This is a genomic window from Winogradskyella wichelsiae (assembly GCF_013403925.1).
Lineage (GTDB): Bacteria > Bacteroidota > Bacteroidia > Flavobacteriales > Flavobacteriaceae > Winogradskyella > Winogradskyella wichelsiae.
This window is the reverse complement of sequence record NZ_JABFDJ010000002.1, coordinates 545808-569839: the sequence shown is the minus strand read 5'-3', so window position 1 is coordinate 569839 and position 24032 is coordinate 545808. Positions and strand designations below refer to the sequence as shown.

Genomic DNA, 24032 nt, shown 5'->3' with positions numbered 1-24032 from the left:
TAATGGGCTATTAATTAAATCTTAATTTAATTAATAGCCCATTTTTTTTAGATTAAAAATGGCTAGATAGCTTATCGGTTAACTAACGTGTTTTGGTCCGTTATTTTCTTCCAAAATCAGCAGGAATCTCTCCCCAAGCTTTTGTTTCCCATTTTACAATGGTTGTAGAATATTCATTGGTTTTTAACCACTGTACAGCACGATCTACTAAATCGTAAACCGGTTTGTTTTTAGCACTACGTTTTAGTTTAGAATTACACGTTTTTTTACGTACCCAACTCATAGCGGTTCTAGAGTCTGTATACATAATACGCTCGCTCTTATGTTGCTTAAGAAAGGCTAAACCATGAACTAAGGCTAAAAACTCACCTATATTATTAGTGCCTTGCTCAAAAGGACCTTGAATAAAGAGTTGTTTTTTGGTCTTAGTATCTACTCCTCTATACTCCATAATACCAGGGTTTCCACTAGAAGCAGCATCTACCGAGATGGAATTGTAGTTGGGTTGTCCTATTTTTTTTAGTTCAGCATCAGAAAGCCCACTACTAAAGGTTTTATTTTTTCCTATGTAATCAAAGTAATTTCCTTTTAATGCTTTTTCGGCTTCATCAAGTGTTGGGAAGGATTTGTATTGCGCCCCTTGATAATCTTTAATTTGTGTTTTACAAGCATTCCAAGAGTTAAAAACGCCTTTCTTGTGTCCTTGCCAAACGGTATAATATTTTTTTTTCTTTTTACTCATGTTGGTCATTTCTGCGCATGCAGTAATATCATTAATTTAAGCTTTAATTTGAAAGTGTTTTTTATGATGTTTAGTGATAAATATTATCTATTTCAATAATTTATCTACAATTAACGGAAAATGTTCCATTTCTAACAAATGAATTTTTTTAGCAACATCATCTGCAGAATCTGTTGGTAAAACATCACATTTAGCTTGAAAAATAACAGCGCCTTCGTCATAGTTTTCATTCACATAATGAATAGTTATTCCTGTTTCGGTCTCTTTATTCTTAACAACAGCTTCATGAACATGCATGCCATACATTCCTTTTCCTCCATAATTAGGGAGTAATGCAGGGTGAATATTAATGACTTTGTTTGTGAATTCCTTAAGGATTAATTCGGGAAATTTCCATAGAAAACCAGCTAATACAATAAGATCTGGTTTAGACGTTCTTAAAATATTCAAGACATCTTCAGATTTAGATAAAGCAATTCGATTAAAAGACAATGCGCTAACCTTTAGTTGTTTGCATCTGTCTAAAACTTTGGCATGAGGATTGTTAGTTAATACCTGAATAACAGTTGCAGAATCGCTGTTATGGAAGAATTTTATTAAATTTTCTGCATTAGATCCGCTTCCGGACGCAAAAATCACAATACGTTTCATCAATTTAAAATTAGGGTGTAACGAAATGTCTATAAAAAATTTACAAAATGTTTTGCAAACTTTAGTTCAGTTCATTCCATTAACAGTTATATTTGTTAGACTTATTCGAACAAAAAAAAGAATAATAATTTACAATTAGCGGTAAAAACCAAATACTTCTATCGATTTGTACTATTTAATATGTACATTTTATCGGTAAAGGTGTTTTTTAAGATAAAGTTTTTTATTTTTGCCGTCTAATAAAACTTAAAATTAAAAAATTATGTCAGACATTGCATCAAGAGTAAAAGCGATTATCGTAGACAAGTTAGGTGTTGATGAAAACGAAGTTGTAACTGAAGCAAGCTTCACTAACGATTTAGGAGCGGATTCATTAGATACTGTTGAATTGATAATGGAATTCGAAAAAGAATTTGATATTCAAATCCCGGATGATCAAGCAGAAAATATTGCTACAGTTGGTCAAGCAGTTTCTTATATAGAAGCAGCTAAATAATAACTCTATTTTTATGGAATTAAAGCGAGTCGTTGTTACAGGTTTAGGTGCACTTACACCAATAGGAAATACCAAAGATGAATATTGGGATGCTCTTATTAGTGGAAAAAGTGGCGCTGCTGAAGTAACACATTTTGATCCTGAAAAATTCAAGACTAAGTTCGCTTGTGAAATAAAAAACTTTGAAGTTACTGACTTTATTGATAGAAAATTAGCAAAGCGAATGGATAAGTTTTCGCAGTATGCAATGGTTGCTTCAGATGAAGCAATTGCAGACTCGAAACTAGATTTAGATTCTTTAAACAAATTAAGAGTTGGTGTTATTTGGGGAGCTGGTATTGGTGGTTTAGAAACATTTCAGGATGAAGTGTTAAATTTTGCTGCTGGTGACGGAACACCTCGATTTAACCCCTTCTTCATTCCAAAAATGATTGCCGATATAGCCCCCGGAAACATATCTATAAAATATGGTTTTATGGGACCTAATTATACCACGGTATCTGCTTGTGCTTCTTCAGCAAACTCAATGATCGATGCCTTAAATACAATACGTTTAGGGACTTGTGATGTGATTATTACAGGAGGAAGTGAAGCTGCAGTTACTATTGCTGGTATGGGTGGGTTTAATGCTATGCACGCAATGAGTACTCGAAATGATGACCCTCAATCGGCCTCTAGACCATTTGATGCTAACCGTGATGGTTTTGTATTAGGTGAAGGAGCTGGAGCGATTATTTTAGAAGAGTATGAACATGCAAAGGCAAGAGGAGCCAAAATCTATGCAGAAGTTGTAGGTGGTGGTTTATCTTCTGATGCCTATCATATGACAGCTCCACATCCAGATGGTATTGGTGTTGTGGCGGTAATGAAAAATTGTTTGGAAAACGCTGGTTTAAAACCTGAAGATGTAGATCACATTAACACGCACGGAACGTCAACACCTTTGGGTGATGTTGCGGAGTTAAAAGCGATATCTGAAGTGTTTGGAAGCCATGCTAAGAACATAAATATTAATTCTACAAAATCTATGACAGGTCACCTGTTGGGTGCTGCCGGAGCTATTGAGTCTATTGCCTCAATATTAGCCATGGAGCATGGTATTATACCTCCAACAATCAATCATGAAACGATTGACGAAAACATAGATCCAGAATTAAATTTAACACTTAATAAAGCTCAGAAACGAGACATTAAAGTCGCAATGAGTAATACCTTTGGATTTGGCGGTCACAACGCTTGTGTATTATTTAAAAAATTAGATTAAATCCCGAATGAGCTTCATTCGTAACATATTAAATTCCCGCTCTCAAGAAGACGGGAATTTTTTTATTCAACTCAAAGAAATTCTCGGCTTTAAGCCTAAGACTAAAGCACTCTATATTACTGCTTTTACGCATCGTTCAATGAATATTAAGGATGGTAAAGGTAACCCTATTAATTATGAGCGCCTAGAGTTTGTAGGTGATGCTATACTCGGATCTGTAATTGGAGCTTATTTGTTTAAAGAAGTGCCACACGGTGATGAGGGTTACCTCACTAAAATGCGTTCTAAAATTGTAAGTAGAGAAAATCTAAATAAGTTAGGTGAGGATTTAGGGCTTATAAATTACGTTGAAAGTAGGATTCCGACCTCTAATTTTGGAAACAATATTCATGGTAATCTTTTTGAAGCCTTAGTTGGCGCGATCTATTTAGATAAAGGCTATGGCTTTTGTGAAAAATTTATCTACAAACGTGTTATTAATCCGCATGTAGATATAGAATCTTTAGAAGGGAAGGTTATTAGTTATAAAAGTCTATTAATAGAATGGTGTCAGAAAGAGAAGAATACTTTTAACTATGAAGTCTATGAAGATACAGGTAAAGATGAATTAAAGCATTTTTCTGTAAAATTAGCGATTAACGATAAGGTAATTTCTAAGGGGCGCGCTACTTCTAAGAAAAAAGCAGAAGAAAAAGCTTCTAAACGTGCTTTTTTTGCATTACAAAATAAGATTACAAATCAGAGTAATTAAACGATTTAAACATTCTCAAAATAACGTTGTTAACGATAACGTTTTCGTAAATTATATAAAGGAATCTTAACTATTTGTTAAGCTAACTAAGCGTTTAATGTGCTATATTTGCTTTTCAAAGTTGTAATTAAATGGCTTTACACAAACTTCAGGTTGATGATTTTTACGATGATTCCTATAAATTAATAGCAATTCATAGTAGATTAGAAGATTATCGACTTGCTTATTTGCTTAATAAGCATTTAGAGCTTAGGTTAGAACGTAAGGAAAAAGATATAGATTTTAAATATTTAGAGTCCTCATACAGTATTTTTGAATGGGACAATGAAACGGAGTACATCTTATGGAATTTAATTTCTAATGTGTGCAAAAAAGAAGAAGATAGTCTATATAGTTCTGGGACGTTATTTAGTGATAACGAAAAAGTACTCAAAACATTTCATTTAATTTCCGAATATAAAAAGGTTGATTATTTTCTTAAAATTTCTGAAGAATCTCAGAGCATTAACGAGAAAAATATCCTTAGCAAACTGCAAGATATTCCACAAATTATAACAAGTTATACGGTAGATCCGTTAAAAATAAAATCAAAAGACCATTTAATTTTTTGAATCGATGTCACACAAGAAAACAAAAATAGTAGCCACATTAGGACCAGCAACAAGTAGCAAAGCAGTATTAAAAGCAATGCTAGATGAAGGTGCAAATGTATTTAGAATTAACTTCTCTCATGCAGATTATGCAGATGTAGAAGAACGTATTAAAATGATTAGAGAACTGAACGAAGAGTTTGGTTACAATGCGTCAATTTTAGGAGACCTTCAAGGTCCTAAGTTGCGTGTTGGAGTTATGAAAGAGGATGTTGTTGTAAACGAAGGCGACGAAATTATTTTTGCAACAGGAGAACGTTTTGAAGGAACTAAGGATCGTGTTTTTATGACCTATGATAGATTTCCTCAAGATGCAAAACCAGGAGAACGTATTTTATTGGATGATGGAAAATTAATTTTTGAAGTTGTATCTACAGATAAGAAAACTGAAGTAAAAGCCAAAGTTATTCAAGGTGGACCGTTAAAATCTAAAAAAGGTGTAAACCTTCCTAATACAGATATTTCTCAACCTGCATTAACAGAAAAAGATATTGAAGATGCTATCTTCGCTATTGGTCAAGAAGTAGATTGGATTGCTTTATCTTTTGTACGTCACGCTGAAGATTTAATGCAACTTGAAAAGTTGATTAGTGAGCATAGTGCACATAAAATTCCAATTATTGCTAAAATTGAAAAACCAGAAGCAGTTGAGAACATTGACAAAATTGTTGCATATTGTGATGGTTTAATGGTAGCTCGTGGAGATTTAGGTGTTGAAATTCCTGCAGAGGAAGTTCCATTAATTCAAAAGCAATTAGTACTTAGAGCTAAACGTGCTAGAATACCCGTAATTATTGCAACTCAAATGATGGAGACAATGATTACAAGCTTAACACCAACACGTGCAGAAGTTAATGATGTTGCCAATTCTGTTATGGATGGTGCTGATGCTGTAATGTTATCTGGTGAAACCTCTGTTGGTCAGTATCCAGTACAGGTTATTCGTCAGATGTCTAATATTATCCGTAGTGTTGAAGATTCACCACTTATTGAAGTGCCACAATCTCCACCACATATTCGTACAAAACGTTACATTACCAAAGCAATCTGCTATCATGCAGCTAACATGGCAAATGAAATTAATGCAAAAGCGATATCTACATTAACAAATAGTGGATATACAGCATTTCAAATTTCTGCATGGAGACCATCAGCTCATATTTTAGTGTTTACTTCAAACCGTCGTATCTTAAATCAATTAAGTTTATTATGGGGTGTTACTGCATTCTACTATGATAAGTTTGTAAGTACAGATGAAACTATTGAAGATGTAAATGCCATAGCTTGTAAAAAAGGTTATGCTGAAGTAGGTGATATGCTTATTAGTTTAGCAGCGATGCCAATACAAGATAAAGGTATGGTGAATACTTTAAGAGTTAGCGAAATTGAGAACTGTAGCTTTTAATGTATCAATAATTTAATATAGGCTGATATAGAGATTTACATTTTCACTATATCAGCTTTTTTATTTTGTAGATAATGGTGTATTAAAGTTTAAAACTGAAACTTTAATTGTACACTAATTGATTTGTTATCTACTAAATCTTGTTTAGGAACTTTGGTGTTAGTATTTAAATTAGATAATGAAATACCAAGTAGTCTTACGGAGTTATTCAGCTTGTTCTGATATAATAAATCTTTTGCTGTTTCGAGTATAATTGAAGCTTCTTTCACAAAATAGGGCAAAGTTTTACTTCGAGTTTGCAAAGTAAAATCACTATATTTTATTTTAAGGGTTATTGTTTTTCCTGAAACATCACTTTTTTGTAAGCGTTTAGATACTTCTTCAGCAATATGCTCAAGTTTTTCAAGCATAAAAATTTCAGATGAGAGATTTTCACTGAAGGTGCGTTCTGCAGCTAACGATTTACGAATCCGATTTGGTTTTACTTCGCTTGTATGAATACCTCGTACAACGTTATAATAGTACCGACCAGATTTTCCAAAATTCTCACTTAAGTAATCTATCGACTTTATTTTTAAGTCTTTTCCTGTAAAAATCCCTTTTTGGTACATTTTTTCTGCTGTTACTTTACCTACACCATAAAATTTTCTAATATCTAATTCTTCTAGAAAAGGCAGTACATCTTCAGGGTTTACCGTTTTTTGTCCATTAGGTTTGTTGTAATCACTAGCAACCTTAGCTATAAATTTATTTATAGAGATGCCTGCGGAAGCGGTTAAGCCCACTTCTTTATATATCCTTGCTCTTATCTCTTCAGCTATTAATGAAGCGCTGTAAAGGCCTTTTTTATTTTGAGTAACATCTAGGTAAGCTTCATCTAGTGATAACGGTTCAACTAAATCTGTGTAATCTAAAAATATACTTCTTATTTGTTGCGATATTTTTGAGTAACGTTCAAAATCTGTTTTAACAAAAATTAAATGTGGGCAGAGTTTAATAGCTAATCTACCCGACATGGCACTTTTTACTCCGAATTTTCGGGCTTCATAGCTGGCTGCGCTAATAACGCCTCTTTTTCCTCCTCCGCCAACAGCGATGGCTTTTCCTTTAAGTTCAGGATTGTCCAATTGAGCAACAGACGCATAAAATGCATCCATATCTACATGAATTATCTTTCTTATTGGTAAATCGCTTAGCATACTGTAAATTTATGAAATCCTGCGGTTGCAGGAATCTCTATGAAGAGATTATAATTAATAAAATAACATTGTTGTATTTACAGGTAAAAAAATGGTGGAAATTGAACGAAAATTTTTAGTGACTTCTAATGATTTTAAATCGGAAGCTTTTAAGAGTTATAAGATTAAGCAAGGGTTTTTAAATAGTGATAAAGAACGGACTGTGCGTATAAGATTAAAAGAGGAGCTTGGTTATATAACGGTGAAGGGTAAGTCTTCAGCAAATGGACTCTCTCGATTTGAGTGGGAGAAAGAAATCTCTGAAGCAGAAGCAGAAAGCTTATTAAAGCTTTGCGAGCCAGGTATAATTGATAAGCGACGCTACGAGGTGAAAGCTAACGATCATATTTTTGAAATTGATGAATTTTATGGCGATAATGAAGGTTTAATTGTTGCAGAGGTTGAATTAATTTCTGAAAATGAATCTTATAATAAACCAAGTTGGATAGGTGAAGAAGTTACAGGTGATGTAAAATATTATAATTCATTATTAAGTAAAAATCCTTATAAATTATGGTAAGAGTAAAGCACATTTTATTAGTGGCTATAATTTTTTATAGCTTTTTAAGTTGTAAAAATGAAACTAGTACTGAGACTAAAGCTCAGGTTCCGAGTGTTTTTAATGCTGATGAAAGTGGTAAAGAAGTTGCTGATGTGTTGAAAGAGAAAGAACTGTCTGTTAGTGCTTTAAAGAAAAAGTTAGTTAGAGAAGGTTATGAGGTATTTGATTATGTTGATCCTAAGACGAAGGATACAATTCTAATGCAACAGTATTTTATGGCATTTCTTAAGGAGGGACCTATTAGAAATCAGAATGAAGAGGAAGCTGTTTTACTACAAGAAGAACATCTAGCACATTTATCTAAAATGTATGATTTAGGATATGCTGATATTTCGGGACCTTTGGATGGTGATAGTGCTATTAAGGGTGTTACAATTTATAATGTTCCTACACTAAAAATCGCAGACAGTTTAGCACATACTGACCCTATGGTTAAAGAAGGTCGTTTAATTATAGAATTACATCCTTGGTGGGCAGCTAAAGGTTTTCGTTTACGATAAATAAAAAAGCTCTGAATTTCTTCAGAGCTTTTTTATTTATCAGATAAATTTATTTTTTATTCTGCTATTATTTCTTCAGTTACAATAATAAACTCAGAACGTCTGTTTTCAGCGTGTTGTGCTTTAGTACATCCAGCAGAACAATCTACTTTAGGTTCTGATTCACCTTTACCTTCACCAGAAATACGCGCTTCATCAATACCTTTAGAGATTACATACTGTACAGTTGTTTTTGCTCTACGATCTGAAAGCCCTGTATTATAAGATTCAGGTCCTCTAGAGTCTGTATGAGAGGTTGCATTAATTTTCAATTCAGGATACTTATTCATTATCTGAACTAATTTATCTAATTCAAAAGCTGCTTGTGCTGTAATGTTAGACTTATCAAAGTCGAAATAAATAGGCGCTAAATCTATAGTTTCAGCTAAAATTAATTTTTCGATAGGATCTAAAGAAATTTGAACATTGTTTTCTTCTTCATTAGAACCTTTAACTTGTACTTTCTTGCTGTCAAAGCCATCCATTACAACTTCTAATTCAGTGTCTTGTTCACATTCAATCATAAATTCAGCTAGACCTTCTGCATTAGTTGTTTTAGAAACAACCTTATTTCCTTCTGCATCAAATAATGCGACTGTTGCACCTGCAATAGGCTCACGTGTTTTATCATCTAAAACCGTTGCATTAACTAATACATCACAAAGCGGTTGTAATTTTTTAAACTCATAGATATCATCACTTCCTTTTCCACCGGATCTATTAGAAGAAACTAATCCTTTATCGTTTTCTTCATCAATTATAAATGCAAAATCATCAGCATTACTGTTTATAGGAATACCTGCATTACGAACTGTAGTCATTTTTCCATCAATTTCTTTAGTATAGAAGACATCCAAACCTCCTAAGCCTAAATGACCTGTTGAAGAAAAGTATAATGTATTATTACTACTAATGTACGGGAACATTTCTTGTGCTTCAGTATTTACTTTTTGTCCCATATTAACAGGTTCTCCTAAAGTACCATCTGTATTAATAGGTGCTTTGTAGATATCAAAGTTTCCAAATCCACCAGGCATATTAGAGGCAAAATAAATTGTTTTACCATCTGGACTAACTGAAGGATTTTTAACGGAATAGTTTTCGCTGTTAATTGATAAACTTTCTACGATATCCCAATCAGATCCTAATTTAGTCGCTTTAAATAAATAGAGTTGACTAAATCTTGCACTGCTAATTGAATCTTTTTGATAATCTTTTTCAAAATAGCTCTCTCTAGAGAAATACATTGTTTCACCATCAGGTGAGAAAGAAACTAATCCTTCGTGATATTTAGTATTAATCTCATCATTAGCTAACGTAGCTTCTTGAGAAGATCCGTCTGTGTTTTTAGTAATGGTATAGATATCTAAAAATGGTTGATCGTTCCATCCATAGTTTTTTCTATTGTCGTTACGACCAGAAGTAATGTATAATTTACCATCATTCATTACCCCACCAAAGTCAGATTGCTCAGAGTTATAATCTGCATTCTGAACATTAAACTTTTTACCTTGTTCTAAAATTTTAGGAAGGTAATCAGGGTTCGCTCTATATGCTGTAGCTCTGTTATCTGCAGGACGCATTGTTGCAAATTTATCCATTTGGGTATTAGATGCTTCATACTTACCATTTGCTTTAAGCATTTGCGAGTATTTAAAAACCATTTCTGGATCGTTTGAAGTCTCTAAAGCTTTAGCATACCAACGTTCTGCTTCTACTGTATTGAAAATATTATAATAGCTTTCTGCTAATTGTCCGTAAACATAGCTGTCTGCTTTTCCTTTTTCAACAAGTTTATTATAATCATCTACAGCCTTTACAAATTCGTACCGGTCAAAATGTTTGTCTGCTTTTTTAGTGTCGCTGTTTTGAGCAGTTAAGCAAAAGCCACTCATCAACGTAATAAGTAATAATGTATTAAAGTTTTTCATAATTGTTTTAGCTTAACTGATTAAAAGTATCTTGGTGAACGAGAAACACGTTTCGGGAAATTAAGATCGAATAATAACATGATCTCGTGTGATGCAGAGGCATATTCTTTAATGTCGGAAGTTATAGCATCGTAAGCATAACCAATTCTAACAGAAGGTGTAACTGCAAAGTTTACTAACCCAGAAAACGAATCATCTAATCTATAAGATGCTCCAATTTCAAACTTCTTAAAAAATCTAGCATTTAAGTTAACATCAAAAGACGTTGGTGCATCAAAAGCAGATTTTACCATTACAGAAGGTTTAAGTTCTGTATTTGGTGAAAGATCAAATACATAACCACCAGTTAAAAAGTAATGCTGTGTCTCTGAACCTATTTTAGTACCATTATCATCTAAATGAACTGATGATAATAAGTTTGGTGCAGATAACGATACGTAATACTTATCTGTGTAGTAAAAGAATCCTGCCCCAAAGTTAGGAGTCGTTGTATTAATGTCTTGTGAGAAAAAATCATCAGTAGGATCAATAACCTCTAAGTCCGTTAATCCTATATCATGGAATGTCGCACCAGCTTTAATACCAAAAGCTAGTTTGTGTTCACCACCTAAATTTAAGGTGTAAGACAGATCTACATAAGCATTGGTTTCCTTTACAGGTCCTATGTTGTCTGCAATTACAGAGACACCTAATCCCATGTTATTACCTATTGGAGAGTGTCCAAAAAATGTTCCTGTTTCTGGACCTCCATCAATTTTTGTCCATTGGGTTCTGTACAATAGTCCAAAAGAAAGATTTTCTTTTGATCCTGCATAAGCAGGATTGACTATGTTCATATTATACATGTACTGCGTGTACTGAGGGTCTTGTTGTCCGTGCATTTTAAATGCTAAAAGCAAGACCGCTATAATAGTGAGTTTTTTCATTATAATTAGTAGTTGATTCTGTTATTTAATTATCTGTTAATATATACCCAAGCACTTTTAGACTTTGCTCCACCTTCATAAATAACGGTGTAGAAATAAGTACCAACTGGTAACTCTTCACCATCATCTGTTTGACCTTTCCACTCGTTAGTATAGTTGTTTTTAGAGTATACTTTAGTGCCATATCTGTTAAAGATTTCTAGCTTAGTAACATCAAAGGCTCTAAGATCAAAAGCGTCATTCTTACCATCATTGTTTGGTGAGATACCTTCTGGGAATTCACAAATTTCAGCTTGTTCAACTGTTATAGTGATTGGGTTTGTACAAGTAGAATTGTTAAATTCTATTATAGCTGTATAATCACCTGCTAATAAAACGGTATCTAAGGTTAAACCATTTCCAGGAACAGAAACTCCATTAAATTCCCAACTTATTGTAACATCCGTTGCTGTGAAATTCTCTGGTGCAATACCAATTGTAATTGGTGATGTTGCTTCTGGACATACAATATAATTGTATTGAGGGTCAAAGCTAGCTAATGGTACAACGTTAATTACTAAGTTGAATGATGTGGTTTCGTAACATCCTGTTGTTGCATCTTCTGCCCTAACATAGATTGTTTCTCCTCCACTAGTATACGGGCTTGTTAAAGCATTAGCACCTACATCAGCATCTTCTAAAGAAGTATGATAAGTAACATTTATATTGGTATCTGAAGTTATTAAAGCATTATTAGATGCTAAATCGAACTCTGTAAAACCATCTACAGTACCATCTAAATCATCACAAACAATGAAGTCTTCAACGTCGTTTATTACAGGTGCTGTACCACTGACAACTAATTCTACTTCAGGTAATTGACGACAACCTAAATAACCATCATTAAATGCCGCAGTATCTTCTATTCTCATAATTAACGTTTCACCGGCTGATGTGTATGGTGAAGTTACAGCGTTGACTGCGGGGTTAGCATCGGCTAAAGAAGTGTAATAAGTAATAGTATAACCGTCTAAACCTAGTGAAGCAGAGAATTCGTCTAAATCAAATGCCACGGTTCCATTACCATCAGAGCTAGGGCATCTTGTAATTATTAGATCTGCAAGTGGGTCTGGGCTATTGTATAAGCTAATATCTACCAATTGTGATAGGGCATTTGAATTACACTGTGAGTCAAAAGCTTGAACTTGATATACACCAGACTCTGTAATTGTCAGTTCGCTAGAGTTTTCACCAGCTATTTCATCTCCGTCTTTAAACCAAATATAGTCATCAGCGAAAGGTGAGTTTGTTTCAATAGTTAAAGAAGTATAACCACAAAGAGATACTATGTCAGTTTCGTTATCATCGTTACTAGGATCTATATAAGCATCATCACTAACTATAGAGGCGTTTATATCTGCTATTGTACTACCGGCATCAGCACCACCAACATTAGTTTGCCTAACTTGTATAACACCAGCATCTCTTGCATAATTTGTAATTAGTAATAGATATATTTCACCAGCTTGTGCATTTGTTAATGTTACGTTTTCTACAGGTGCTGCAGAATAACTACAATCTACTACTGTTGATAAATTACATAAATCCTCTCCTGCTGCAAATGGTCCCCAAAGTATAAAATCGACATCTAACCCATCTCCAATAGGATTATCATTAGCATCAAAAGCTGTGTTTTGAACCATTTCAATCAAAATTTCACCAGTTGTTCCAACTTCTAAAACACTATAGGTTGGGTTGGGTGTTTCAGACAAGCAACCTATTGATCCAGCTCCACCATCTAAGCCAATAGTATTATAGGTATATAAAATATCAGAAGCATCACTACCACTACAATAGTTCTCTGCCAAATCACATTGTAAGTTTATTGGTGCAACATATGGTGTAATACATAAATCAAAAGTTGTGTCTTCATTAGAATCATTATATGAAAATATTCTAATAAAATATGTGTTTCCTATAACAAGTTGTGGTGTAGCACTAGATGATGGGAGATCCTCAGAAAAAAAGTCTGATTCAAGTTCAACACAGGCTATTTCATTTAAGTTGTCACAAGTACCTTCATAAAGTGCATGTGCTAAGAGTGAGGTATCACTTCCAGATATATTAGCTAAAGAAATTAATTGATACTCACTCTGAGCTTCAAACTGAAACCAAACATCATCATCGGCGTTTCCTCCACATGAAGGATCTGCAATATTAGATGTAGGTGTTGCTCCTAATAATGTTCCTGGCGTACTCTGTGCACATAGAATATCATCATTTACAAATGCAATAGTAGCACTACATGGATTATTATTTTCTGGAGGACAATCTAAAAGTTGAATTACTTGGCTGTTAATGAGACAATTAAAGTCTTGATCATTACTTACCGAGATAATAACATCTTGCAAAAATGGAAAAGGTCCCATTTGATATGTTCCTGTTTCCGTAACAGGAATAGCATCACCATCAATATTGTTAGTAATAGTTAGGGATGACGCATCACCCAAACTATCTATTGCAATATCAATTAAAAATTGTTCACCATTATTGCAATCATCAATAACTGCGAAGGTTGCTTGCGGATTAATACATGTAGCACAAGATACGGTATAGTTAATACCAGTGTTATATCCATCAGAACAACTGTTACTTGTGTCAGAATTAATATAAAACGAAATAGTATCTCCTGTAGATTGAAAAGTAAGTCCTGCAATATTACCTTCATTACCATAATTATCATCTTCTGGTGCGTAACCGTCAAAAGGTAGGCCATCAGAGTCTATAACCACTAATTCATCATAGATGTTTTCCACAAAACCTGAATTAAATGTTAGATTTAATGGTGTGCCATCATTGCTTGTGAATGTAAAAACGTTAATGTCATTATTATCATAACAATAATCTTGTGTTAATGGACCTACACCACAATCAATAGTGAAATTAGTTTGTGGCATTGTTAAGAAGGTTAGCGGTCCTGCAAAATCTGAAGTTTCACTAGTACAAATAGCTTGTACATAGAAATCGTATTCTGTGTCCGGCTCTAAACCACTTAAACTATATGGGTTTGTTGTTACGTTGTTAATCATGGTACCTGTACCTGGTGTGAAACCAGAAATTCCCCATTCTATATTCCACGAAGTAGCTGCACCGTTTTCTGACCAGCTTAAATCGGCAGTACTTTCAGTAAGATTAGTTGCTTCTAGATTGATTGGATAAGGGCAAGTAGGTCCTTCTTCAATACAAACATCTGCTGAACCACTTTGGGTATCACTCCAAATAACAGCATAATAAGTGTCTCCTGGTGTTAAACCACCAATTACACCTGAATCATCGCCAGCATTTAAAAAATTATCATTACATTCTGAAACTTCAGTTCCACCACAAGATTCGAATACTTGTAATCCAATACTGTCTGCTGCACCATCAAAATTGATTACAACAGATCCAATTGCTGGAGCTGTAAAACTTATCCAATAACCATAATTATCAAAGGCATCACAAGACGGATTTTCCCCACTAGCAACAGTATCTTCAGCAATACTAAAATCAAAAGTTATTGGTGTTGCACTATCGCAATCTACTTCTACTGCCATTGGCAATGCAGAAGCACATGAGCCACCTGGAACCTGTGTATTAAATATTATTGGACCTACAACAGTAGAAGTACCAAGACTTTGGCAATCAGAGACTATATATACATCATAAGTAGTACTTAAAGTTAAACTTGTTAGGCTAAATGAAGTTGTTGTCAGTCCAGCTTCTATAGTACCTGAGCCCGGTGTGAAACCAGAAATTCCCCATTCTAAATCCCAAAGTGTTTCAGCTCCACCTGGACTCCAACTAATATCTGCTGTTGTTTCAGTTATATTGGTTATCGCAATGTCAGTTGGCTCAGGACATATAACTTCAAAAATATTAATATCATCAAAACCAAAACCTTCATCCACAATAGAAAAATCAGATCCAAAAGCTATTCTAAAGATTACGTTAGATTCACCACCTAATCCAGTTAATGCATGTCTTGCAATAACCCAAGCATTTGTTCCTGCTGTTCCTGTACCAGACCAACCTTCTGATTGTCCACCAGGTGAACCACCGATAGTATTATCTGTATACCAATTGTTTGAGTCGCCATTTGCACCTACGTTGTTCCAGGTAGATCCTCCATCAATAGAAGATTGAAGAACAGCTCCATCATAGCTAAATTCAGAATCGTACCAAATATTTAATTCAATAGATGGTGCAGCTAAAGACGAAAAATTAAATACAGGACTTGTTACCCAAGAGTTTTCACTTGTGTTGTAAGTTCCTGAGAGATTCGTTACCCAAGAGTTTGAACCAGAAGCAGCACTGTTTATAATAGCACCTGTTGGTGTTCCTAAGGCCCAAGTACCATTAGAGGTATTGTTAGCTACCCAGCCTCCATCACCAGACTCAAAATCTTCAGTGTAAGGAAAAGTAGTTATTTGTGCTTCAATACTAATGGTAGTAACCAATGAAAGCAAAAATAAAAAGAGAGTAATTTTTTTCATTATTAATCGTTTTGTTAAAAATTGTTTGTTTTTTTATAACCATTTGATTATAAAGACATTTGTTAGTTAAACAGGGAATTAAGGTTGAAATTTGTATAGTTCACGTTGGTTAGACGGTAGATACTATGCAAACCCGAATATATAAAAAAGGCCTATTAACACACTGTTAACATAATGAAAATAGATGAACGACATTTATACTCGGTCAATGGTGGGGGTTGTGTTTTATGAAGTCTTCAATTCAATGAAAACGGGGAAGTGATCGCTATATCCGCCATGGTATTTTTGACCCACAAAGGTTCTAAAAGGTTGGCCTTTGTATTTTCCATGCTGCTGAGTGATAAATTTACTGTTAAAAACCTGAGCATTATTGAAAATTAAGCCAGAATTAGAAGTGTCGAAAAAATTGGTTGAAAATAAAATTTGATCAAATAATTGCCATTGAAAATTATGACTAGAACTCCCATTATCATAAGACCAAACCGTTTTAAAAGGATTAAATAGAAGGCTTTCGTCTTCTAATGATTGTATGCTAGTGCTATTTGGGTTGTCATTAAAGTCTCCCATTACAATAATCTTTACATTAGGATCATCTTTTTTTAATGATTTAATAACAGTATTAACAACACTTGCAGCTTCTAGTCGCTTAAATTCTGTTTCTTTAATCCCTTCTCTACGTGAAGACCAATGATTAACAATCACATTAATTTGTTCATTATTAAGTTCACCTTGCACTAGTAAGACATCTCTTGTGTAATCTTGTTCTCCATTTTCTCTTTCAAGGTACACTGAGAAAGTTTCGGAGTGGTTCACTTTAAAAATATCGCTCTTATATAGTAATGCAACATCAATTCCTCTTTCATCTGGAGAGTCGTAATGTATGTAGCTATAGTTTTCATCTTTAAGATCAGTACTATTAATTAAGTCAGAAAGTGCTTTTTTGTTTTCTACTTCTGCTAAGCCAACTAATATAGGTGCCGTTTCACTGTTTTCATTACCTATTTTAGAAATTACAGATCCTAATTTCAATATTTTATTTTCATAACGCTTTCTTGTCCATTGTTTTCTAGATGTTGGTAAAAAGTCATTATCATTTATTAGGTTATTGTTTTCTATGTCAAATAAATTTTCGATATTATAAAACGCAATAGTGTAATTTGTAGGTGTATTATTCATAGGGATTAAATATAGGTTTTTAAACATTATATTGGGATAAACCAAATGCTTAACTTTGTACTTTACTTTAAATATGATAGAAAAAAAAGATATAGATTTAGAAAAAGCAGTACTCATTGGTGTTGTAACTCAAAATCAAGATGAGGAAAAATCTAAAGAATACTTAGATGAATTAGAGTTTTTAACCTTTACTGCCGGTGGTGAAGTTATAAAGCGCTTCACACAAAAAATGGCTATTCCTAATCCTAAAACCTTCATTGGTACAGGAAAAATGGAAGATGTACGGCAATTTGTAGAAGCAAATGGTATTGGTACCGTTATTTTTGATGATGAATTATCGCCTGCTCAAGAACGAAACATTAGTGGCATACTAAATTGTAAGATTTTAGATAGAACCAATCTTATTCTAGACATTTTTGCGCAACGTGCACAAACGAGTTATGCTAGAACACAAGTAGAATTAGCTCAATGTGAATATTTATTACCAAGACTAAAAGGAATGTGGACACACCTCGAACGTCAAAAAGGAGGTATTGGAATGCGTGGACCTGGTGAAACAGAGATTGAAACGGATAGACGTATTGTACGCGATAAAATAGCATTACTAAAAGCAAAGATTAAAGTTATAGATAAGCAACAAGCCGTACAACGTGGTAATCGTGGTAAAATGGTGCGTGTGGCGTTGGTTGGTTATACCAATGTTGGTAAATCTACTTTAATGAATGTCATTAGTAAAAGTGATGTTTTTGCTGAAAATAAATTGTTCGCCACCTTAGATACTACCGTTAGAAAAGTGGTGATTGGTAATTTGCCATTTTTAATGAGTGATACCGTTGGTTTCATTAGAAAATTACCAACACAATTGGTGGAATCTTTTAAAAGTACTTTAGATGAAGTTCGCGAAGCTGATTTATTACTTCACGTTGTAGATATTTCTCATACTAATTTTGAAGAGCACATCGATTCGGTTAACCAGATTTTAGACGAAATTGATAGTAAAGACAAGCCAACTATCATGGTTTTTAATAAAATTGATGCTTATGAGCCAGAACCTTTTGACGAAGAAGATTTAGTTGAAGTACGCACAGAAGCTAATTTTACTATTGACGAATGGAAAAAAACATGGATGTCTAGGGTAGGTGATAATGCTTTATTTATTTCAGCATTAAATAAAGAGAACATGGACGATTTTAGAAAACGTGTTTATAAAGAAGTCAGAGAAATCCATGTGACCCGTTTTCCATACAATCATTTCCTATATCCAGATGTTGAAGATATAGAATAAAAACCTTTCCTTTTTATGAATACTTCCCAATCGCGTTTTAAAACTTCGATTAAAAAGATATTAAAAAGCAAATGGATAAAATGGCTCGTTATTTTAATAGCAGCCATTTTATTATTTCTTTTTGGTTTATACATTAGCATATATGCTGGTTTTTTTGGAAAAGTTCCAACCATAGACGATATCAGTTCTATTAAACAAGAACAAGCCACGCAGCTTTTAGATAAAGACGAAAAATTAATAGGTAAATACTATATTTATGACAGACAACCTGTAAAGTTTGAAGACTTACCCAAACATCTTATTGAAGCCTTAGTTGCGACAGAAGATTCTCGTTTTTATGAGCACGACGGTATAGATAATATTAGTTTAATGCGTGTGTTTGTTAAGAATTTAATTCTTCAAGATAAATCAGCCGGAGGAGGAAGTACAATTACGCTTCAGTTGGCTAAAAATCTATATGGAAGGAAGAATTATGCATTTTTTAGTATGCTAATTAATAAGTTTAAAGAGTCTATTGTAGCACAACGTATTGAAGAGGTTTATTCTAAAAACGAAATTTTAACCCTATACCTTAATACGGTTCCATTTTCCGATAATACCTATGGTATAGAAAGTGCATCGTTTAAATTCTTTAATAAATCGGTGAAAGATATTTCTATTAATGAAGCAGCAACTTTAGTTGGGACACTAAAAGCGAATACCTATTACAATCCCAGAGTACACTTAGATCGCAGTAAAGACCGACGTAATGTGGTTTTATTTCAGATGAAAAATTATGGTTATCTGTCTGAAGATTCCTTAACTTATTATTCTGATCAAGAGTTAGAATTAGATTATCGCTCTTTTAATCACGATGTAGGTTTAGCCCCTTATTTTAGAGCTGAAGTTAAAAAGCAGTTAGAATCTATTTTAGATACTTTAGAAACACCAAATGGTGAAAAGTATGATTTATATAAAGATGGACTTATTGTACATACCACTCTAGACTACAAAATGCAAGAATTGGCAGAAATGGCCATGCAAGAGCACATGAGTAAATTGCAAGCTGCTTTTGAAAGTTCTTACGGGAAATTTGGACCTTGGGAAACAAATAGGAAACTTCTAGAAAGTGAAATTAATAAATTACCTCAGGTAAAAGCTTACAAGGAAAAAGGACTCACCGATCAACAAATTAAAGATTCTTTAAGCATTAAACGACCAACAGATTTATTTACTTGGCAAGGCGATACGATTAAAAATATATCTACACTAGATAGTTTGAAGCATTATCTAAAGTTTTTAAACACAGGAATGCTATCTATTGAGCCAACTACAGGGGCTGTGAGAGCTTATGTTGGAGGTGTTGATTATCGTTATTTTAAATACGATCATGTTTCTCAAAGTGAACGTCAAGTCGGTTCTACTTTTAAACCATTTGTATATACAGCAGCTGTAGATGATGGTTTAGATCCTTGTACCTATTTTTCATTAAGCAAAGTAACTTACACGGATTATGACGATTGGGCACCTAGTAATTCGGGAGACTCTGAAGAAGATCCGTATATCAATTATACACTAGAAAAAGCCTTGAGTAATTCTGTAAATACCATTTCGGTTAAGGTGTTAGAAGAAGTCGGAATTGAAAAGGTGATTGAGCAAGTTGAAAAACTAGGAATCACAAAAGAAATGCCTGAAGAACCTTCTTTAGCCTTAGGTGTTGCTGAAATTAATTTGAAAGAATTAACAGGTGCATATGCGAGTTATTTAAATAAAAGTAAATCCGTTACCCCTTATTATATCACTAAAATTGAAGATAAAGCAGGAAATGTTATTGCAACCTTTAAACCTGAAATTGCCGAAAAACAAGCCTTTAGTGATTATACAAGGCAGGTGCTTTTAGAGATGATGAAATCTACGGTAAATAAAGGAACCGCAACACGATTGAGAAACACTTATGGTTTAACAAATGATATTGCAGGTAAAACAGGAACTACACAAAACAATAAAGATGGTTGGTTTGTTGGTTTAACGCCAAATTTAGTCACTATAACTTGGGTTGGTAATGACAACCATAGTATTGGATTTAAATCTACAGGAATGGGGCAAGGTGCCAATTCGGCTTTACCGATTTTTGCCAAATTCTATCAGAAGTTAAACAAGGATAACGACTATAAATCGATAACAAGGGCTAAGTTTGAAAAACCTTCAAATAAAGTATTAGAAGATTTAGATTGTGAGCCAACTAAACGAGATGGCTTTATTAAACGCTTGTTTAAGAAGAAGGATAAGAAGAAAAAGTTCAACTAAAGTTCATTATAACGACATAAAAAAGCCTGTTTAAATCACATTTAGACAGGCTTTTTAATTTTATAAAAAGATGTTGTTAAAACGCATACGTTAAACCAACAGTATAGTAAGATTGTAATTTGTTATCTACAGAATCAAAAGTTTCAGTGACGTTACCTAAAGTATTAACAGAATAATCTAAAGCTTCTTGTTTATTACTACGTAAACCAAAGTCAAAACCAACACCAATCATTTTCCATAATTTATAGCTAAAAGAGTTCGTCCAAGTTACGTTAGATAAATTAGAAGACTCATAGCTTTGGAATGCAGATAAGTTTGTTTTAAAATGAATAGCACCAATTTGTCTTGTATAGTCTGCTACAATTTTAGCACCTAAAGAAGATTCAAAAATAGTATCATCACTAGCAAAAACAAAGTTGTAGTTTAATGGATGAACCACTACGATTAGATTTTCAATAGGTGTCCAAGTTGCACCAATACCTAGGTCTAGATATCCTGGGTCATTAAAGTTGTCTAATACTGTTGTTCTGTACTCACCTAATCCAGATACAGCAATCTTTTCAGTTAACTTATATCCGTAAAGAGAAGAAATATTAAAGACATCTGTAGTAGATTCAAAAGAATCACTATCTTCTGGGTCATCTTTGTCATCTAATTTTACCCATGCAAAATTTGCAGTTAAAGCGTTTCTCCAAAAATATTTATCTTCAATTTTGTTAGCAAAGGCATTAAAAGAAATACCAATATTTCCCGAACTGTTATTTGGTGTTCCTTGAGAATACCAATCATTAAATTCAGATAAGCTACCACCAATAGTACCAAAAGCACCTACTCTCCAACCTGGTAAAGCATCGATTTGTTTTTGTATAGCATTTGCCTCACTTTGAAACTTGTTTGCTTCAGCTTGTTTTTCAGCTTTTTGAGCTTGTAATTCTTCTTTTGTTTGCGAAAAACCAAAGCTAACGGCAAGCATTAATGATGCTGATAAAAATAATTTCTTGTTGATATTCATAATAAGGTAAATTTTAATTTTTTAGTGTTTTAGGTTACATTAATTAAATTACTCTATTGTTTGACACAACTTATTATGTGAAGTCACAATTCATATTCATTTAATGCTATACCTATTTTGAAATAGTCTAGTAGACAATGCTTCGTCATTTTTATATTTCAAGGTGCAAAATTATTTTGTTTTCATTTAGTAAGCCAATGTAAAAATAGATTTTAATAAAATTTTATGATTTTCTTATGTTCTATCGCTTCTTATATAAAGGAACTGCAGAGCAAGCTTCACCAAACATAATAGACCTAGCAATTGGTTTTAACTTTTGAGAAAGTAGCACTAAAGCATTTGATGGTACAGGTTTATTAGAACAGCCTTTAATAATCACCGGAAACCCTTCATATTCTGAAACATCTAAGTTAGAAATAATATGAGCGTAAAGTAAAGATTCTAATTCATCTAAAGTTCCTATGATAGTTTGTTGACTGTAGGTTTCTAATTCTATAGCGATAAGCATATATGCCCAATCTGGTACAATAGCATCCGTAGAGCAATGCAAGGCAACAAAACAATCTTGGTATTGCGACCAATCTTGTGCTGCAACATAAGCTCTAAATTCTTTTTCACGAAGTACAAAGCCTTCCAATAGCCAATCTTTGATATCAAAAAGAACACGTTTCCCTTTAGGGTAATAATCTTCTAAATCTATAACTCTTAGTTTGCTACTTGCAACTCTATTTATAATGTCTTCTGCCATAATTTAAAGGTAATTATTTTATTGATAGCCTTCTGCTTGTAGTGTAAACAATTCAGCATACAGGTTTTTGTTTTTCATGAGTTCTTCATGGGTTCCAATTTCTAAAGCTTTACCGTGTTCTAAAACTAAAATTCGATTGGCTTGACGAACGGTGCTGAATCGATGCGAAATAATAATACTAGTTTTGCCTTCGGTTAAACCAATAAAACGTTCAAAAACGTCGCTTTCTGCTCTTGCATCTAAAGCAGAAGTAGGTTCATCTAAAACCATAACTTCGGCATTTTTCATGTATGCTCTTGCTAAGGCTACTTTTTGCCATTGTCCTCCAGATAATTCCTGTCCGTTAAAAAAGCGTTTTCCTAGCTGCTGATTATAACCTTTTTTTAATTCTTTAACAACATCGTTAGCTAAACTTAGTTCCGCAGCATTTTCAATTTTAGTTTGGTTCTCTATTTCGTTGATGTTTCCGACGGCTATATTTTCTTTTACAGTAAATTCATATCTAAAGAAATCTTGAAAAATAACACCAAAATATTCTTGATATTCGGCTATGTTGAAACGGTTAATATTAACGCCGTCTAATAATATTTCACCTGAAGTGGGTTCGTAAAAGCGAAGTAATAATTTAATTAATGTGGTTTTTCCTGCTCCATTCTGACCTACAAATGCAAGTTTTTCGCCTGCTTTTAAAGTGAAGGTGATTCCCTTTAGAATTTCATTATCAGAATTAGGATAAGCGAAATGAACACCTTTAAATTCAAAGCCTTTTTTAATATGTTTTGGTAATTTAATATCTTCTTTTGCTTTCGAAACGATTGAAATATCAATAAAATCAAAATAATCCTTAAGATATAAGGCGCTTTCCGAAATACGTGTAAATTTAGAAAAGAAGTCTTGCAAATTCTTCATTAAGCGGTTAAATGCACCCGATAAAAAGGTTAATTCACCCAAGGTTATTGCTCCTGAAAGTACCCGATAGATAATAAACACATAAGCTCCGTAATAACTAATAGAACCTAAAACGTTAAATAGAAAACCAAGAGCAGAACGTTTAATGGCTAGTGTTTTGTTGAGCTGGTAATATTCTTCGGATAGGTTTTGAAAACGATTTACAATAAAGTCCGTTAAGCCAAAAAGCTTTATTTCTTTTGCTGTTTTATCGTTAGCACCTATAAAGCGTAAATAATCGAGTTCTCTGCGTTCTGAAGTCCAACTTCGTGCCAATGAATATTGTTGTTGGCTAAAGCGTACCTCGTTTATAAATGAAGGAATAATACTTAGAACTAATAGAATAATTAAATACGGTTCAAAATAAATTAAACCCGCAATAAGTGTCGCGATAGAAATGCCGCTTTGTACTTGAGAAAGCACGTTAGACATAAGCCCAACCCGACCGTTGGTTTGTGTTCTGGCACGTTCTAATTTATCGTAAAATTCAGAATCTTCTAATAAACTAATATTTATTTGATTGGTCTTTTTTATAATAGTGATAGAGCTGGTTATATTGTATTCATCACCAAGCAAACCATCGGTTAATGAAATAGCTCTGCTCACTAAATCGGAAAGAATAATTAGACCAAATTCCGTCCCAACATAAGTCCAAAGTGTGTAATAATCTGGATTGTCTAATGAGATTTGTAAGATAATTTCATCTACAATCAGTTTTCCTATCCATAAAATAATAACAGGAAGTACAGCACCTATTAATCTACAGAATGCAGATAGAAGAAATAGGCCTTTGTTGACTTTCCAAATTTCTTTAAAAAATCGAGGAATATATACTAAAGCATTAAAAGACGATTTGAAATTAGTTTTCTTATCGTCTTTTAATGATGTAAAATGTCTTCTTGGCATTT

At 33.4% G+C, this 24032-nt stretch carries 19 protein-coding genes; 9 read left to right on the top strand and 10 right to left on the bottom strand.

The genetic code is table 11. From position 1 onward, the window contains the following. Positions 1 to 100 precede the first annotated feature (100 nt). Together HM985_RS06115 and purN are read right to left on the bottom strand one after the other, a co-directional pair. Positions 101 to 742, bottom strand: coding sequence for a ribonuclease H1 domain-containing protein (locus HM985_RS06115; protein ID WP_179375397.1), 642 nt, complete (start codon positions 740 to 742; stop codon positions 101 to 103). 87 nt (positions 743 to 829) lie between these two features. Continuing rightward, positions 830 to 1393 carry a phosphoribosylglycinamide formyltransferase gene (purN, locus tag HM985_RS06110; RefSeq protein ID WP_179375396.1) on the bottom strand — a complete coding sequence of 188 codons (564 nt, stop codon included), beginning with the start codon at positions 1391 to 1393 and terminating at the stop codon, positions 830 to 832. A 262-nt stretch (positions 1394 to 1655) separates the two neighbouring features. Here purN and HM985_RS06105 point away from each other — a divergent pair, with 262 nt between their 5' ends. The 5 genes from HM985_RS06105 (at position 1656) to pyk (ending at position 5959) form a co-directional block, all read left to right on the top strand. After that, complete coding sequence (locus HM985_RS06105) at positions 1656 to 1889, top strand: acyl carrier protein (protein WP_013869581.1); 234 nt, start codon at positions 1656 to 1658, stop codon at positions 1887 to 1889. A 13-nt stretch (positions 1890 to 1902) separates the two neighbouring features. Further along, positions 1903 to 3153: a beta-ketoacyl-ACP synthase II gene (fabF, locus tag HM985_RS06100; protein WP_179375395.1), complete on the top strand. Its 1251-nt coding sequence runs from the start codon at positions 1903 to 1905 to the stop codon at positions 3151 to 3153. Between the two features lie 7 nt (positions 3154 to 3160). Further along, entirely contained in the window at positions 3161 to 3904 is a 744-nt protein-coding gene (gene rnc, locus HM985_RS06095; protein ID WP_179375394.1) for a ribonuclease III, read from the top strand. A 131-nt stretch (positions 3905 to 4035) separates the two neighbouring features. Then, positions 4036 to 4515: an IPExxxVDY family protein gene (locus HM985_RS06090; RefSeq protein WP_179375393.1), complete on the top strand. Its 480-nt coding sequence runs from the start codon at positions 4036 to 4038 to the stop codon at positions 4513 to 4515. 4 nt (positions 4516 to 4519) lie between these two features. Then, complete coding sequence (pyk, locus tag HM985_RS06085; RefSeq protein ID WP_179375392.1) at positions 4520 to 5959, top strand: pyruvate kinase; 1440 nt, start codon at positions 4520 to 4522, stop codon at positions 5957 to 5959. Positions 5960 to 6048: 89 nt separating this feature from the next. On the opposite strand, the gene dinB is transcribed toward pyk, so the two are convergent. Further along, positions 6049 to 7158 carry a DNA polymerase IV gene (gene dinB, locus HM985_RS06080; RefSeq protein ID WP_179375391.1) on the bottom strand — a complete coding sequence of 370 codons (1110 nt, stop codon included), beginning with the start codon at positions 7156 to 7158 and terminating at the stop codon, positions 6049 to 6051. Positions 7159 to 7249: 91 nt separating this feature from the next. Here dinB and HM985_RS06075 point away from each other — a divergent pair, with 91 nt between their 5' ends. Together HM985_RS06075 and HM985_RS06070 are read left to right on the top strand one after the other, a co-directional pair. Next, positions 7250 to 7717: a CYTH domain-containing protein gene (locus HM985_RS06075; RefSeq protein WP_179375390.1), complete on the top strand. Its 468-nt coding sequence runs from the start codon at positions 7250 to 7252 to the stop codon at positions 7715 to 7717. Beyond that, on the top strand, positions 7711 to 8259 hold the full coding sequence (locus HM985_RS06070; protein ID WP_179375389.1) for a YciI family protein: 549 nt from the start codon (positions 7711 to 7713) through the stop codon (positions 8257 to 8259). Before HM985_RS06075 ends, HM985_RS06070 begins: the two co-directional genes overlap by 7 nt. Positions 8260 to 8315: 56 nt before the next feature. Here HM985_RS06070 and HM985_RS06065 read toward each other — a convergent pair whose 3' ends face one another. From HM985_RS06065 to HM985_RS06050, 4 genes are all read right to left on the bottom strand, one after another. Next, positions 8316 to 10229 (bottom strand): OmpA family protein, encoded by a 1914-nt coding sequence (locus HM985_RS06065; protein WP_179375388.1) that lies wholly within the window; start codon positions 10227 to 10229, stop codon positions 8316 to 8318. 20 nt (positions 10230 to 10249) lie between these two features. Then, entirely contained in the window at positions 10250 to 11155 is a 906-nt protein-coding gene (locus HM985_RS06060) for a PorP/SprF family type IX secretion system membrane protein (protein ID WP_179375387.1), read from the bottom strand. A gap of 29 nt (positions 11156 to 11184) precedes the next feature. Continuing rightward, positions 11185 to 15669, bottom strand: a complete 4485-nt coding sequence (locus tag HM985_RS06055) for a T9SS type B sorting domain-containing protein (RefSeq protein ID WP_179375386.1) — start codon at positions 15667 to 15669, stop codon at positions 11185 to 11187. 225 nt (positions 15670 to 15894) lie between these two features. Then, the gene (locus tag HM985_RS06050) at positions 15895 to 16845 is read right to left on the bottom strand and encodes an endonuclease/exonuclease/phosphatase family protein (RefSeq protein WP_246284961.1); all 951 of its coding nucleotides are present in this window, start codon (positions 16843 to 16845) and stop codon (positions 15895 to 15897) included. Between the two features lie 73 nt (positions 16846 to 16918). On the opposite strand from HM985_RS06050, the gene hflX reads away from it, so the two are divergent. Both hflX and HM985_RS06040 read left to right on the top strand, forming a co-directional pair. Further along, complete coding sequence (gene hflX, locus HM985_RS06045; RefSeq protein WP_179375384.1) at positions 16919 to 18130, top strand: GTPase HflX; 1212 nt, start codon at positions 16919 to 16921, stop codon at positions 18128 to 18130. A 15-nt stretch (positions 18131 to 18145) separates the two neighbouring features. Beyond that, positions 18146 to 20416, top strand: coding sequence for a penicillin-binding protein 1A (locus HM985_RS06040; protein WP_179375383.1), 2271 nt, complete (start codon positions 18146 to 18148; stop codon positions 20414 to 20416). Positions 20417 to 20492: 76 nt separating this feature from the next. Here HM985_RS06040 and HM985_RS06035 read toward each other — a convergent pair whose 3' ends face one another. The 3 genes from HM985_RS06035 to HM985_RS06025 all read right to left on the bottom strand — a co-directional run bounded on the left by HM985_RS06035 (position 20493) and on the right by HM985_RS06025 (position 24030). After that, complete coding sequence (locus HM985_RS06035; protein WP_179375382.1) at positions 20493 to 21428, bottom strand: DUF3078 domain-containing protein; 936 nt, start codon at positions 21426 to 21428, stop codon at positions 20493 to 20495. A gap of 241 nt (positions 21429 to 21669) precedes the next feature. Further along, positions 21670 to 22176, bottom strand: coding sequence for a DUF2480 family protein (locus HM985_RS06030; RefSeq protein ID WP_179375381.1), 507 nt, complete (start codon positions 22174 to 22176; stop codon positions 21670 to 21672). Positions 22177 to 22194: 18 nt separating this feature from the next. Then, positions 22195 to 24030, bottom strand: coding sequence for an ABC transporter ATP-binding protein (locus HM985_RS06025; RefSeq protein WP_179375380.1), 1836 nt, complete (start codon positions 24028 to 24030; stop codon positions 22195 to 22197). Between the last annotated feature and the right edge of the window lie 2 nt (positions 24031 to 24032).

What these genes read in the sequence shown, in the direction of transcription:
- HM985_RS06115 (WP_179375397.1), bottom strand. Translation starts at nt 742, where the DNA reads ATGAGTAAAAAGAAAAAAAAATATTATACCGTTTGGCAAGGACACAAG.
- purN (WP_179375396.1), bottom strand. Translation starts at nt 1,393, where the DNA reads ATGAAACGTATTGTGATTTTTGCGTCCGGAAGCGGATCTAATGCAGAA.
- HM985_RS06105 (WP_013869581.1), top strand. Translation starts at nt 1,656, where the DNA reads ATGTCAGACATTGCATCAAGAGTAAAAGCGATTATCGTAGACAAGTTA.
- fabF (WP_179375395.1), top strand. Translation starts at nt 1,903, where the DNA reads ATGGAATTAAAGCGAGTCGTTGTTACAGGTTTAGGTGCACTTACACCA.
- rnc (WP_179375394.1), top strand. Translation starts at nt 3,161, where the DNA reads ATGAGCTTCATTCGTAACATATTAAATTCCCGCTCTCAAGAAGACGGG.
- HM985_RS06090 (WP_179375393.1), top strand. Translation starts at nt 4,036, where the DNA reads ATGGCTTTACACAAACTTCAGGTTGATGATTTTTACGATGATTCCTAT.
- pyk (WP_179375392.1), top strand. Translation starts at nt 4,520, where the DNA reads ATGTCACACAAGAAAACAAAAATAGTAGCCACATTAGGACCAGCAACA.
- dinB (WP_179375391.1), bottom strand. Translation starts at nt 7,158, where the DNA reads ATGCTAAGCGATTTACCAATAAGAAAGATAATTCATGTAGATATGGAT.
- HM985_RS06075 (WP_179375390.1), top strand. Translation starts at nt 7,250, where the DNA reads ATGGTGGAAATTGAACGAAAATTTTTAGTGACTTCTAATGATTTTAAA.
- HM985_RS06070 (WP_179375389.1), top strand. Translation starts at nt 7,711, where the DNA reads ATGGTAAGAGTAAAGCACATTTTATTAGTGGCTATAATTTTTTATAGC.
- HM985_RS06065 (WP_179375388.1), bottom strand. Translation starts at nt 10,229, where the DNA reads ATGAAAAACTTTAATACATTATTACTTATTACGTTGATGAGTGGCTTT.
- HM985_RS06060 (WP_179375387.1), bottom strand. Translation starts at nt 11,155, where the DNA reads ATGAAAAAACTCACTATTATAGCGGTCTTGCTTTTAGCATTTAAAATG.
- HM985_RS06055 (WP_179375386.1), bottom strand. Translation starts at nt 15,669, where the DNA reads ATGAAAAAAATTACTCTCTTTTTATTTTTGCTTTCATTGGTTACTACC.
- HM985_RS06050 (WP_246284961.1), bottom strand. Translation starts at nt 16,845, where the DNA reads ATGAATAATACACCTACAAATTACACTATTGCGTTTTATAATATCGAA.
- hflX (WP_179375384.1), top strand. Translation starts at nt 16,919, where the DNA reads ATGATAGAAAAAAAAGATATAGATTTAGAAAAAGCAGTACTCATTGGT.
- HM985_RS06040 (WP_179375383.1), top strand. Translation starts at nt 18,146, where the DNA reads ATGAATACTTCCCAATCGCGTTTTAAAACTTCGATTAAAAAGATATTA.
- HM985_RS06035 (WP_179375382.1), bottom strand. Translation starts at nt 21,428, where the DNA reads ATGAATATCAACAAGAAATTATTTTTATCAGCATCATTAATGCTTGCC.
- HM985_RS06030 (WP_179375381.1), bottom strand. Translation starts at nt 22,176, where the DNA reads ATGGCAGAAGACATTATAAATAGAGTTGCAAGTAGCAAACTAAGAGTT.
- HM985_RS06025 (WP_179375380.1), bottom strand. Translation starts at nt 24,030, where the DNA reads ATGCCAAGAAGACATTTTACATCATTAAAAGACGATAAGAAAACTAAT.